We start from the raw sequence: 12,382 nt of genomic DNA, 5'->3' as shown, positions 1-12,382 counted from the left end.
GGCATGCCCGCCGACACCCGAGGCGTCGACGCCGTCGACCTGGACTTCGCTGTCGCGGCGCGGCTGCTCGTCGACCACCTCGCGGACCATGGGCACCGCGAGGCGACCCTGGCGACGTGGCCGGACGAGATCTTCGCGTCGGGGCGTACGTACGCCTCGCGGTTCAGGGACGCCGCTCTCGACCAGGCCGCTGCTCGTGGCATGCGGCTCGACGTCGTCTCCTGCCCGTCGGGCGCCGAGCAGGTGCGGGGAGCGCTCTGGGCCGCGCTGAGCCGTCCGGGCGGACCCCGGGCCCTGCTGGTCCACAACGACGCTGCGGCCGCGATGCTGCCCATGGTCCTGCGTGACCTGCACCTCGAGGTACCGGGGGACATCTCGGTCGCGAGCCTGCACTCGTCCGAGCTCGGCCACCACTACGCCCTGCCGTACACGTCTGTCGACGCGCAGCCCGAGGCGGTGGCGGAGCAGGCCGTCGGGGTGCTGATCCGCCGCCTGGCCACCCCGGACGCCCCGGCGGAGGCCATCCTCGTGCAGCCCCGGCTCGCGCTCCGCTCGAGCGTTCGAACGGTGACGCCGCAGTCGTGATCTGAACGTCACCCGCAGTCGTGATCAAATTGTGACCTACCCAGCGAACCGGTTCGCTTGACCGTCGCAACACGGCGCTGACATCATCAGCGAACCGGTTCGCTAGCCGGTCCGAGCAACGAGTCGCCGGAGAGTCGAAGGCCCGACGTGGGGTCCCGTCACTCCCGACCGCTCTCGACACAAGGGCCTGCAGGTCCACTCAATGGAGAGGAAACTCGCATGACAACGATCGGGTCGCGCAGGGCACTGGCCCTCAGCCTGGTGGTCGCTGTCGGAGGTCTGACCGCGTGCTCCGGCGGAGGGACTCCCGCATCGGGAGCCTCCGGCAACGCATCGGCAGGCACGACGACGTCGACGATCACCTTCTGGGATCCCTACCCGCAGCACAAGGACGGGTCCGACTGGGACAAGCACGTCAAGGCGTGCGCTCCCTCGGGCTCCACCATCACCCGCACGAGCCTGCCGCAGACGGACCTGTTCAACCAGCTCACGACCGCCGTCAAGGAGGGCAAGGCGCCGGACATCGCCGTTCTGGACAACCCGATGATGCCGGAGGCGGTGAGCGCCAGCCTGCTGGCCACCGACAAGCAGGCCGGGATCGACGCCTCGGGCGTCGACGCGAACCTCCTCGGTCCGGGCGTGCTCAACGGCGAGACGTACGGGGTGCCGTTCGGCTCCAACGCCTTGGGGCTGTACTACAACAAGAAGGTCATGGACGCGGCCGGGGTCGACCCGACGCAGATCCACGACTGGGCCGGGCTCGACGCCGCGATCGCGAAGGTCGTGGCCGCGGGCTCCAAGGGCATCACGTTCTCCGGTGTCGCCGGTGAAGAAGGCGTCTTCCAGTTCGAGCCCTGGCTCTGGGGTGCGGGGGCCAAGCTCGACGCCGTCGGCTCAGCTGAGGCCGTCAGTGCCGGTCAGCTCATCTCCGACTGGATCGGCAAGGGTTGGGCGCCGCGTTCTGCGGTGACCGACAACCAGTCGGCGTCCTGGGACCTGTTCCTCACCGGTGAGTACGGATTCGCCGAGAACGGGTCGTGGTTCGCCAGCGCCGCCGCGGCGAACAAGGACTTCAGCGTCGGCATGATCCCGATCCCGGGCAAGACCACCGCGGTCGCGCCTGTTCCGACCGGGGGTGAGTTCGCGGTGGCGCCGATCCAGACCGCCGACGCCTCGAACCACTACGCGAACGCCCAGGCAGTGATCTCGTGCCTGGTCAGCGGTGACGCCGCCAAGACGACCAGCGAGCTGCTCGGGTACCTGTCGGCCAAGCCCGACGTGCGGGCCGCGCAGGTCGCCGCGAACGACACCTGGACGCCCTGGGTGAGCATCATCGAGGGTGCGCAGGGTCGGACGACCGAGCTCGGCGCAGGCTACGTCAACGCCTCCGCGCAGATCTCCCAGGCGATCCAGGGCGCTCTCAACGCGGCAGGCGACGCCACCGGTGTCGAGGCTGCCTTCAAGGACGCCGCAGGCAGCTGAGGCGCCGGGGTGGGGCGCGGGCTCGTGCGACGCGCCCCACCCCGATGCGTCTCGTGTCGTCGATCCGATCGGAGAGCTCCATGACCACCACGACACCGACCGCAGCGGTGCCGACCGCCGGGCCGTCACGACCGCCCGGACGTACCGCTCGCGCACGCGTCTCGTCCCACCGGGGCACCCGCTGGGCGGCGATCGCGTTCGTCACGCCGCTCGTGATCTACCTGGTGCTCTTCTACGCCTACCCGCTGGTGCAGAACGTCCTGATGAGCCTGCACCGGTACGACAGGGCGAGCTTCGTCAACGGCGGTGCGCCGTTCGTCGGGCTGGACATCTACCGGGAGGTCATCGGCCAGTCGCGGTTCTGGCGGGTGGTCGGCCAGACCGCGACCTTCACGGTGGTCTCGATCGTCGTGCAGTACACCGTGGGACTCGCGCTCGCGACGTTCTTCCAGCGCAGCTTCCGGCTGTCGTCGACGTTGCGGGCGATGTTCCTGGTCCCGTGGCTGCTCCCGGTCATCGTCTCGGGCACGACGTGGCAGTGGATGATGAACCCCGACAACGGGGTGCTCAACTCTCTCCTCGGCGTGTTCGGGGTGGACTCGGTCTGGTGGCTGAACTCGCAGAACGCGTTGATGTCGGTCACGATCGCGAACATCTGGCTGGGCATCCCGTTCAACCTCGTCATCCTCTACTCGGGGCTGCAGAACATCCCGGGCGAGCTGTACGAGGCCGCAGCGATCGACGGGGCCGGGCGATGGCGGCAGTTCGTGTCGATCACGTTGCCGCTGCTCCGTCCGGTCTCCCTGATCACCGTGCTGCTGGGGGTGGTCTACACGCTCAAGGTCGTCGACATCATCTGGATCATGACGATGGGCACCGGGAGCTCGCAGACCCTCGCGACGTGGTCCTACGGCATGGCCTTCGGCAAGGGGGCGTCGTCGGTCATCAAGTACTCCGAAGCCTCCGCCGTGGGCAGCATCCTGCTGGTCGTCGCCCTGGCCTTCGGTCTCGTCTACATCGCAGTGCAACGTCGGCAGGAGGACTGACATGGCCCGCAGCTGGTGGAAGACGACGCTCGCGATCGCCCTGACCGCGATCATGCTGTTCCCCGTCTACTGGATGGTGAACGTCTCCTTCACGCGCCGTGAGGCGATCCGCCTGGGGAAGCTCCTGCCCCTGGACTTCACCACGGACAACTACCGGATCGTCCTGCACGAGCAGCTGCCCTTCCTGGCCACGAGCCTGATCGTCGGGCTCGGGACCGTGCTGCTCACCGTGGCCATCGCCGCCCCGGCCGGCTACGGCCTGGCCCGGCTGCGGGTCCCGGGAGGCCGCGTCCTGAGCTTCGCCCTGATCGTGGCTCAGATGGTGCCGGCCGTGGTCATGGCGCTGGGCTTCTACTCGATCTACACGAGCCTCGGGATCCTGGACACCATCCCGGGGCTGATCATCGCGGACTCGACGATCGCGGTGCCGTTCGCGGTGATGCTGTTCTCGGCGTTCATGCGAGGGATCCCGGTCGCGCTGCTTCAGGCGGCGCAGCTCGACGGCGCCTCGCACTGGCGCACCTTCCGGTCCGTCGTCCTGCCGGTCTCGCGGAACTCGGCGATCACCGTCGCCCTGTTCGCCTTCTTGTGGGCCTGGTCGGACTTCCTCTTCGCATCCACATTGGATCGGGACGGCGGCAGCCTCCGCCCCATCACCATGGGCATCTACAACTACATCGGTGCCCAGAACCAGGAGTGGGGCCCGATGATGGCCACGGCCGTGCTGGCCTCGATCCCTACTGCACTCCTGCTCGTGCTGGCCCAGAAGTACGTCGCGGCAGGCGTCACGGCCGGCTCGGTCAAGGACTAGACGACGTCCGACAGGCCCCAGGGCGCTTGACGGCCGGCGCCACCACACCACCATCATGAGGACACAGTGATGAACACGTTCGACATCCGTCCGGACCGCGTCGTCTGGCGCGGCGAGGGCGAGACCCTCGTCGTGCAGGCGTGGGGTCCCGACTCCGTGCGCGTGCGCAGCGCCTTCGGCTCCGACGTCGTGGACACCGACTTCGCGCTGCTCGAGCCGCAGCCGACGCAGCCGCAGATCTGGGTGGACGGCGACGTCGCGACGCTGACGAACGGTGCCATCAGCGCCGTCCTGAGGGTCCGGACGGCCTGGGACGACCAGGTCGGCTTCGAGGTGTCCACGTGCAGGCTCGAGTTCCACGACCGCGGGGGCCGCGTCCTGCTCCGCGAGCTGAGCGAGGGCGGGTCGCTCAAGCTCCGTGCCCGTGACTACCGGCCGATCCTCGGCGGCGACCACCAGATCACGGCGTCCTTCGAGCCCAACCCGGGAGAGAAGCTCTACGGGATGGGGCAGTACCAGCAGGAGATCCTCGACCTCAAGGGCAGCACCTTCGAGCTCGCGCACCGCAACTCGCAGGCGAGCGTGCCGTTCGTGCTGTCCAGCGCGGGCTACGGGTTCTTCTGGCACAACCCGGCCATCGGACGGGCCACGTTCTCGACCAACCGCACCGAGTGGTGCGCGGAGTCGAGCCGCCAGCTCGACTACTGGATCACCGCGGGCGACACCCCGGCGCAGATCAGCGCCGCGTACGCGACCGCCACCGGCCACGCGCCGATGATGCCGGAGTACGGGCTGGGCTACTGGCAGTGCAAGCTCCGCTACTGGAACCAGGAACAGCTGCTCGAGGTAGCCCGCGAGCACAAGCGCCGTGACCTGCCTCTGGACGTGATCGTCGCCGACTTCTTCCACTGGCCGCACATGGGCGACTTCCGCTTCGACGAGGAGTTCTGGCCGGACCCGCGGGCGATGGTCGCCGAGCTCGCCGAGCTCGGGGTCGAGCTCATGGTCTCGGTCTGGCCGCAGGTCTCTCTCGAGTCGGAGAACTTCGCCGAGCTCAAGAGCCGCAACTGCCTGGTGCGCGCCGAGCGCGGGATGAACATCCACATGGGCTTCCAGGGACCGAGCGTGTTCATCGACCCCACGAACCCCGAGACCCGCGAGGTCGTCTGGGGCCTGTGCCGCAAGAACTACCACGACCTGGGAGTCAAGGCCTTCTGGCTGGACGAGGCGGAGCCCGAGTACGGGGTCTACGACTACGACAACTACCGGTACCACGCGGGTCCCGCCCTCCAGATCGGCAACCTCTACCCGCAGGCGTTCGCCCGGGCGTTCTACGAGGGCCAGGTCGCTGCAGGTCAGGAGGACGTGGTCAACCTGCTGCGCTGCGCCTGGGCGGGCAGCCAGCGCTTCGGCGCCCTCGTGTGGTCCGGAGACATCCACTCGACGTACACGGACCTGCGACGTCAGATCTCGGCGGGCATCCACATGGGGGTCGCCGGCATCCCCTGGTTCACCACCGACATCGGCGGCTTCCACGATGGCGACAGCACCGACCCGGACTTCCACGACCTGCTCATCCGCTGGTTCCAGTTCGGCACGTTCAGCCCGGTCATGCGGATGCACGGCGACCGCCTGCCGTACGAGCCGGTGCACGCCGCCGACGGGACGGAGCGGCTGCGCAGCGGCGCCCCCAACGAGCTGTGGAGCTACGGGGACGACGTCTACCGGATCCTGGTCCGCTACGTCCGGCTGCGTGAGGCGCTGCGGCCCTATCTCCGCACCGTGATGCGCGCGGCACACACCGACGGCCAGCCCGTCATGCGGGGCCTGTTCCACGAGTTCCCGGACGACCCGGCGAGCTGGGACGTCACGGGCCAGTACATGCTCGGGCCGGATCTGCTCGTCGCCCCCGTGGTCAGCCCGCACGCCACCTCTCGGAGCGTCTACCTACCCGCCGGGGCACGATGGACGCACCTGCTGACCGGCGAGGTCCACGACGGCGGACAGACGATCGACACCCCGGCGCCCATCGAGCAGATCCCGGTCTTCGCGCGCGACGGTGCGCTCGCGGACGTGCGTGCGGCCCTGACCCCGGTGGCAGAGATGCGATGAGCGGGTGCTTGGTCGCCGAGGAACGCTCACGAGTCGAGGTCGACGGCCGATCCATCAGGTACAAGGCCCACGGAAGGGCCTGAAGTCGTACCAAGGACGGACATGCCGTGATCGTCGTGACGCGCCTCAACGGGCCGCAGTTCGGGGTGAACCCCGATCTGCTGCAGCGCATCGACAGTGCGCCGGACACCATCCTCACGCTCATCGACGGCACGAAGTACATCGTCGAGGAGTCGATGACCGAGGTGATCGAGCTCGTCAACGAGCACCGGTCCCAGCTCCTCGCCCGCGCGCACGACATCCAGCTGTTCGCCCCGCCGTCGGTCGAGCTGGTCCGCGACCGCCCCCCCGTCGAGGCGGACGACGAGGACGACGACGTGCCGCTGGCGCCGCCCGTGCAGCTGCACCCCAGGACCCGCTGATGGACCCCGCAGGCATGATCGGTCTCGCCGTCGCGCTGGGCGCGATCTTCGCGACGCTGTCCATCGAGGGCACGTCCCCGATGGCGCTGCTGCTCCCCGGGCCGCTCATCCTCGTGTGGATCGGGACGCTCGGGGTGGGCATCGCGGGCAACACGATGAAGGACGTCACAGGCGCGTTCGCCGCGGTCCCGCGTGCGCTGCGCAGCAAGGCCCCCGACCCCGCGGCGACCGTCGACACCGTCGTGAGCCTCGCCGACCGCGCTCGTCGCGAGGGGCTGCTCGCGCTCGAGGACGCGGCCAAGGACATCGACGACCAGTTCCTGCGCAGCGGCCTGCAGTCGGCGATCGACGGGACCGACCCGGACGACCTGCGCACGATCCTCGAGGACCGGATCGCCACGAAGCGCGCCCAGGACCGCTCGCACGCGAAGTACTTCATGGACATGGGCGGCTACGCGCCGACGATCGGCATCATCGGCACCGTCATCTCGCTCGTGCACGTCCTGAAGAACCTCTCGGACCCCGGCACGCTGGGCGAGTCGATCGCCGCGGCCTTCGTGGCGACCCTCTGGGGCATCCTGTCGGCCAACGTGCTGTGGATCCCCCTCGCCTCGCGCATCCGCCGTATCTCCGACCTCGAGTGCGCGCAGATGGAGGTCACGCTCGAGGGCCTCCTCGCGGTCCAGTCGGGGGCGAACCCGCGGCTCGTCGGGGAGCGGCTGCGGAGCATGCTGCCGCCCGCCGCGCCCGTCAAGGAAGCGGCATGACGTCGGCCGCGGGCGCCAAGGCCCGCGGGCGGACGCGTCGTCGGTCCCGCGGGGGCCACGAGGAGGAGCGCGAGAACTCCGAGCGCTGGCTGCTGAGCTACGTCGACATGGTCACGGTCCTCATGTGCCTGTTCATCGTGCTGTTCGCCATCAGCCAGGTCGACCAGAACAAGTACGTCGCGCTGCGCGACTCGCTGTCGGCGGGCTTCCACGACAACGCGTCGTCGTCGGTGCTGGACGGCAGCTCGGGCACGCTCGACGGGCAGAGCGTCGTCCCCGCGACGGCCGTCGCGGCCGGGACGGCGGGCATGGTCAGCGCGGACGCCGGGCTCGGGGTCGAGGGTGCGCAGCCGGTGCCCGCGCCGTCGCCCGTGCCGACGGACCCGAACGCTGTCGACCCGACGGTGCTCGCGGCCGCGCGGGCGGAGGCCACGCACCTAGAAGGCCTGCGTGACCAGCTCGTGGCGCTGCTGACCGCGAACGGGCTCGAGGGCGCCGTGCGGTTCAGCATCACCGAGCGGGGTCTGGTGATGGGCCTCGTCGCGGACGACGTGTTCTTCGGCCCCGCGAGCGCGAAGCTCACCGCGACCGCCGAGCGTGTGCTCGACGTGGCAGGACCCACGCTCGACTCGATCGGTGAGCAGATCTCGATCGAGGGGCACGCCAACACGATCCCCGTCTCGGGCCGCTACGCGACGAACTGGGAGCTGTCGGCGGACCGGGCGACGCAGGTGCTCCGGCGCCTCGTGGAGGTCGACGGCCTGCCCCCGACCCGGATCATGTCCGTCGGTTTCGGCGACTCCCGTCCGCTGGCCGCGGGTGACAGCGCCGACGCGATGGTCGCGAACCGCCGGGTCGACCTCGTCGTCCTCAGTGGTGCCCCCGAGCAGGTCCGCAGCCTGCTCACCGCAGTGATCGCGACGGAGGGATAGTCAGATGCCCATCGAACAACGTGTGATCTCGACCCAGAAGATCGGCGCCCGCAACCCGTCGGGCGGCATCGGGTCGATCAAGGCCGCGCCTGCGGTGCCCGAGAAGGGCAAGGGGAAGCCGAAGAAGAAGCTCATCCTCATCGCCGGCGCGGTGCTTGTCCTGCTCGCCGGTGCGGCGGCCTACTGGTTCCTCATGGGACCGGGCAAGGCTGCCGGCGACGGTGCGGCTGCCGCTCCGCCCGCGCCCGTGCCGGGTGTCGTCCTCAAGGTCGACCCCGTGAGCGTCAACCTGTCCGACGGCCACTACCTGCGCCTCGGCCTCGGTCTGCAGCTCACGAAGGACGTCGCGGAGGCCCCCGACCCGGCCAAGGCGCTCGACCTCGCGATCGCCCTCTACTCGGGCCACACCGTCGCCGAGGTCTCCGACCCGGCGACGCGTGACGCGCTCAAGGCTCAGCTCGTGACCGAGCTGTCCACGGCGTACGAGGGCGAGGTGATGGACGTCTACCTGACGAACTTCGTCACGCAGTGAACCGGCCCTGCCGGTAAGTCGGGGCGCCATGGAGGGCGCCGCACCGCTCCGCCCGCTCGTCGGCCCATGAGGGGTCGAGGTCGGAGAAGAACCACCTGACCCAGGTTCCTCATACCCATGGGGAGCGCGCCGATAGAGACCGGCGTGACGGTCAACGAGTCGATGCACGCGCCTGCGCGCCCCGCGCCGCGGCGCGCCCGCACGCAGGACCCTGAGTCGTACGACTTCCGCCGACCGATGACCATGGTGCGCGAGCACGCCCGGATCCTCGAGATGGCGTTCGAGACGTTCGCCCGGCAGTGGGGAACCCAGCAGACCGCGCGGCTGCGCGTGATGTCGCAGGTGACGCTCGACGAGCTGACGCTGCGCACCTACGACGAGTACGTGCGCTCGCTCCCGCCGACGACGGCGATGGTCCTGTGCACGATCGAGGAGACCCGCCAGACCGCCGTGATGCAGTTCCCGGTCGCGACCGCGATGGTCTGGATCGACTACCTGCTCGGCGGCTCCGGGCGCGGCGACGAGCGCGAGGGCCGCGAGCTCACCGAGATCGAGCTCAGCCTCATGCGGGACCTGCTGCGCCCCGCGCTCGGCGACCTCACCTACGCGTTCGCGGGTCTGCTCCCGCTCGCCGTGACGGTCCGCACGGTCCAGTACAACCCGCAGTTCGTCCAGGCGGTCGGTGCGTCGGAGTCGGTGCTCGTGGCCTCGTTCACCGTCCGCTCGGGCGAGCGCGAGGACAACGCGACGTTCATGGTGCCCGCCGAGCTGCTCCTCGCGGCGTTGCGGAGCGCCGAGGGCACGGACTCGCGCTCGGCCGACGAGCGCCGGACCCAGGCCGCTGCGGTCATCGACCTCGAGGCCGCCGTCCAGCGCGTGCCGGTCGAGGTCTCGGTCCGCTTCTCGCCCGTCACGGTCCACCCGCGCGAGGTCATCGGCCTCACCGTCGGTGACGTACTGCCCCTGAACCACCCGTCGACGAAGCCGCTGGACGTCGTCGTCGACGGGGTTGTGCTTGCCCACGCCGCAGCCGGCAACAACGGTTCCCGGCTCGCCTGCATGGTCGTCACCGTCGAGGAGAACCCCAGATGAACCCCACCGCCACGTCGACCGACACCGCGCTCGCCGCCGCCACGGCTGCTGCGCGGCTGCTGCCGTCGACGACCCCGCTGACTGCCGTGGCGGCCCGTCCCGGCGAGGGACCGGCCCTCGACGACATCGCGGTCCTCGCGTCGTTCGTCGGCTCGCGCAGCGCGGACGTCGTCCTCGTCGCCGAGCGGGCCGTGCAGGGCGTGCTCGCGGCCGGGGCCGACGGCGGCTCGCCGCTGCCGCTGTCCGACGCGCTGCGTCCGGCCCTCGAGGCCGCGTGCGAGACGCTCGGCGCCGGGGTGCTCGACGCGGCCCGCACCGAGGCCGCCGGGTCGGCCGTCCCCGCCGACGCGCACCTGTTCGCGCTCGAGCACGAGGGCGTCCCGCAGGCCTGGTTCGCGCTGCGTCTGCGGGCCGAGCCTGCTGCCACAGCCGGCTTCCCGGGCATCCCTGCCCAGCGGCAGAGCCTGCACGTGCTCTACGACGTCGAGATGACGCTCACGGTCGAGCTCGGTCGTGCGCGGCTGCCCGTCCGGCAGGTCCTCGAGCTCACGCCCGGTGCGGTGCTCGAGCTGGACCGCGCCGCCGGTGCCCCCGCGGACGTCATGGTCAACGGTCGTCTGATCGCGCGCGGCGAGGTCGTCGTGGTCGACGAGGACTACGGGATCCGCATCACCGAGATCGTCGCGGGCGAGCAAGGCGCCATCTGACGATGGATGGTGCCGGGTTGCTGCTGCTGCTGCGCGTCGCGCTGTCGCTCGCGTGCGTCGTGGGCCTCATCTGGTTCGCGGGTCGCAGGTTGTCGGGCAGCCAGGCGCGCCGGACGCCCGCGGGCCCGACCATGCGTGTCGTCGGGCGCCAGGCGCTCGGCCGGCACGCGGGCGTCGCAGTCGTCGCCATCGGCAACCGCCGGCTCCTGCTCGGCTACGGCGAGCAGCAGGTCACGATGCTCACCGAGCTCGCCCCCGTCATGGAGCCCGCGCCGCTGCCCGTGGCCCCCCGGTCCGCCGCCGCAGCGCCCGCCAGCAGCCTCCCGGCGGCACGGGTCACGCCGGAGTCGCTGCTGAGCGGCCAGCCGTCCGCGCGCCCGGCGCTCGACATCGACGCGCTGCTCGCGCAGGCCCGCGTCGACGCCGAGCCTCTGGCCGCGTCCGAGGCCCTCGCACCGACGGTTGCCGCGACCGTCCCCGCGCCACGGCCCGCCGTCGACGGCGTGCCCGTCGCGCGCAGCGCGCTGGACGGCTCGATCCTGTCGCTCGACACGTGGCGCCGCGCACTGGAGACCCTCCAGGACCGCACGGTGCGCCGGTGAGCGCGACCGCCGCGACGGCGCGGGCGCTGCGGGCAGCACGGTCGGCGGCGGTCGTCGTCGCGCTCGCGGTGCTCATGCTGGTCGTCGGCGCGGTCGCGTCGCACGCTGCCGCCCCCGTCGTGGCAGCCCCCGCCTCGGCGGTCGCGCCGGTCGCCGTCGTCGTCCAGCCCGCCGCAGCCCAGCCCGCCGCCCCGGCCGGCCCGACCGCGCCGGCCACACCCGCAGCCCCGGCCGCCCCGGCGACGCCGGGTAGCTCGGTGTCGGTGTCGATCAACGGGGTCGACGGCACTCCGAGCAGCTCGATCGTCGTGCTGCTCGGGATCACGCTGCTCTCGGTCGCCCCGTCGCTGCTGCTCATGATGACGAGCTTCACGAAGATCTTCGTCGTGCTCTCGCTGACCCGGAACGCGCTCGGGCTGCAGGGCGTCCCGCCGAACCAGGTCATCGCGGGGCTGGCGCTGTTCCTCAGCCTCTTCGTCATGGCGCCCGTGCTGACCGACGTGAACAACGACGGCGTCCAGCCCTACCTCAAGGGCGACCTGACGTTCAGCCAGGCGGTCGAGACGGGGTCGGCGCCGCTGCGTGGCTTCATGCTCGAGCACACGCGCGAGCAGGACCTGGCCCTCGTGACGCGCGCGGCCGACCAGCCGAACCCGCAGGACCCGGCGTCGGTCCCGATGCTCACGCTCATCCCGGCGTTCATGCTCTCCGAGCTGCGGGCGGCGTTCATCATCGGGTTCGTCATCTTCGTGCCGTTCCTCGTGATCGACCTCGTGGTGTCGGCGTCCCTGATGTCGATGGGCATGATGATGCTGCCGCCCGTCATGGTGTCGCTGCCGTTCAAGCTGCTGCTGTTCGTGCTCGTCGACGGCTGGGGTCTGGTCATCACGGCGCTCGTCGGCTCCTACGCGGGAGGTGGCTGAGCGTGGACACCAACGCGGTCCTCGACATCGGGCTCTCGTCCCTGATCCTCGCCGCGAAGCTCTCGGCGCCCGTGCTCGTGACGGCGCTCGTCGTCGGCTTCATCGTCTCGCTCCTGCAGTCCGTGACGCAGATCCAGGAGGTCACGCTCAGCTTCGTGCCCAAGGCCATCGCCGCCGCGGTCGCGCTGCTCGTGTCGGGGCACTGGATGATCTCGGAGCTCGTGTCGTTCACGCACGAGCTCTTCGCCCGCATCCCGTCGCTCCTGGGCGGCTGAGCGCCGTGCAGCCGTTGGCGATGACCCTGCCGCTCGGCTCGGTGGAGACCGCGATGCTCGCCGGCGTGCGGATCGTCGCGTTCCTCGTCATCGC

14 protein-coding genes are annotated in these 12,382 nt (G+C 70.6%); all 14 read left to right on the top strand.

What is annotated here, in order from left to right:
• A partial coding sequence (locus tag VFW79_RS13670) for a substrate-binding domain-containing protein (RefSeq protein WP_329677844.1) occupies positions 1-585 on the top strand: 585 nt, incomplete at its 5' end.
• 219 nt (positions 586-804) lie between these two features.
• The gene (locus VFW79_RS13665; RefSeq protein WP_329677843.1) at positions 805-2,067 is read left to right on the top strand and encodes an ABC transporter substrate-binding protein; all 1,263 of its coding nucleotides are present in this window, start codon (positions 805-807) and stop codon (positions 2,065-2,067) included.
• Positions 2,068-2,147: 80 nt separating this feature from the next.
• The gene (locus VFW79_RS13660; RefSeq protein WP_329677842.1) at positions 2,148-3,113 is read left to right on the top strand and encodes a sugar ABC transporter permease; all 966 of its coding nucleotides are present in this window, start codon (positions 2,148-2,150) and stop codon (positions 3,111-3,113) included.
• A 1-nt stretch (position 3,114) separates the two neighbouring features.
• Positions 3,115-3,924, top strand: coding sequence for a carbohydrate ABC transporter permease (locus VFW79_RS13655; RefSeq protein WP_329677841.1), 810 nt, complete (start codon positions 3,115-3,117; stop codon positions 3,922-3,924).
• Positions 3,925-3,993: 69 nt separating this feature from the next.
• Positions 3,994-6,036: a glycoside hydrolase family 31 protein gene (locus tag VFW79_RS13650; protein WP_329677840.1), complete on the top strand. Its 2,043-nt coding sequence runs from the start codon at positions 3,994-3,996 to the stop codon at positions 6,034-6,036.
• 107 nt (positions 6,037-6,143) lie between these two features.
• On the top strand, positions 6,144-6,458 hold the full coding sequence (locus VFW79_RS13645; protein ID WP_329677839.1) for a flagellar FlbD family protein: 315 nt from the start codon (positions 6,144-6,146) through the stop codon (positions 6,456-6,458).
• Positions 6,458-7,225 (top strand): motility protein A, encoded by a 768-nt coding sequence (locus tag VFW79_RS13640; protein WP_329677838.1) that lies wholly within the window; start codon positions 6,458-6,460, stop codon positions 7,223-7,225. Before VFW79_RS13645 ends, VFW79_RS13640 begins: the two co-directional genes overlap by 1 nt.
• Positions 7,222-8,157 carry a flagellar motor protein MotB gene (locus VFW79_RS13635; RefSeq protein WP_329677837.1) on the top strand — a complete coding sequence of 312 codons (936 nt, stop codon included), beginning with the start codon at positions 7,222-7,224 and terminating at the stop codon, positions 8,155-8,157. The genes VFW79_RS13640 and VFW79_RS13635 overlap by 4 nt, the downstream gene beginning before the upstream one ends.
• A 4-nt stretch (positions 8,158-8,161) precedes the next feature.
• Entirely contained in the window at positions 8,162-8,689 is a 528-nt protein-coding gene (locus tag VFW79_RS13630; protein WP_329677836.1) for a flagellar basal body-associated FliL family protein, read from the top strand.
• A 144-nt stretch (positions 8,690-8,833) separates the two neighbouring features.
• Complete coding sequence (locus VFW79_RS13625; RefSeq protein ID WP_329677835.1) at positions 8,834-9,781, top strand: flagellar motor switch protein FliM; 948 nt, start codon at positions 8,834-8,836, stop codon at positions 9,779-9,781.
• Entirely contained in the window at positions 9,778-10,488 is a 711-nt protein-coding gene (gene fliN, locus VFW79_RS13620; protein WP_329677834.1) for a flagellar motor switch protein FliN, read from the top strand. The genes VFW79_RS13625 and fliN overlap by 4 nt, the downstream gene beginning before the upstream one ends.
• A 17-nt stretch (positions 10,489-10,505) precedes the next feature.
• Positions 10,506-11,090, top strand: coding sequence for a flagellar biosynthetic protein FliO (fliO, locus tag VFW79_RS13615; RefSeq protein WP_329677833.1), 585 nt, complete (start codon positions 10,506-10,508; stop codon positions 11,088-11,090).
• Positions 11,087-12,013 (top strand): flagellar type III secretion system pore protein FliP, encoded by a 927-nt coding sequence (gene fliP, locus VFW79_RS13610; protein ID WP_329677832.1) that lies wholly within the window; start codon positions 11,087-11,089, stop codon positions 12,011-12,013. Before fliO ends, fliP begins: the two co-directional genes overlap by 4 nt.
• 2 nt (positions 12,014-12,015) lie before the next feature.
• Positions 12,016-12,288: a flagellar biosynthesis protein FliQ gene (gene fliQ / locus VFW79_RS13605; RefSeq protein ID WP_329677831.1), complete on the top strand. Its 273-nt coding sequence runs from the start codon at positions 12,016-12,018 to the stop codon at positions 12,286-12,288.
• The last annotated feature ends 94 nt before the right edge of the window (positions 12,289-12,382 follow it).

Source organism: Cellulomonas sp. (assembly GCF_036279715.1).
Classification (GTDB): domain Bacteria; phylum Actinomycetota; class Actinomycetes; order Actinomycetales; family Cellulomonadaceae; genus Cellulomonas_A.
Note: the sequence above shows the minus strand (reverse complement) of the source record. Positions and strands in the feature narration are given on the sequence as shown.

What these genes read in the sequence shown, in the direction of transcription:
- VFW79_RS13650 (WP_329677840.1), top strand. Translation starts at nt 3,994, where the DNA reads ATGAACACGTTCGACATCCGTCCGGACCGCGTCGTCTGGCGCGGCGAG.
- fliN (WP_329677834.1), top strand. Translation starts at nt 9,778, where the DNA reads ATGAACCCCACCGCCACGTCGACCGACACCGCGCTCGCCGCCGCCACG.
- VFW79_RS13665 (WP_329677843.1), top strand. Translation starts at nt 805, where the DNA reads ATGACAACGATCGGGTCGCGCAGGGCACTGGCCCTCAGCCTGGTGGTC.
- VFW79_RS13640 (WP_329677838.1), top strand. Translation starts at nt 6,458, where the DNA reads ATGGACCCCGCAGGCATGATCGGTCTCGCCGTCGCGCTGGGCGCGATC.
- VFW79_RS13660 (WP_329677842.1), top strand. Translation starts at nt 2,148, where the DNA reads ATGACCACCACGACACCGACCGCAGCGGTGCCGACCGCCGGGCCGTCA.
- VFW79_RS13655 (WP_329677841.1), top strand. Translation starts at nt 3,115, where the DNA reads ATGGCCCGCAGCTGGTGGAAGACGACGCTCGCGATCGCCCTGACCGCG.
- VFW79_RS13630 (WP_329677836.1), top strand. Translation starts at nt 8,162, where the DNA reads ATGCCCATCGAACAACGTGTGATCTCGACCCAGAAGATCGGCGCCCGC.
- VFW79_RS13635 (WP_329677837.1), top strand. Translation starts at nt 7,222, where the DNA reads ATGACGTCGGCCGCGGGCGCCAAGGCCCGCGGGCGGACGCGTCGTCGG.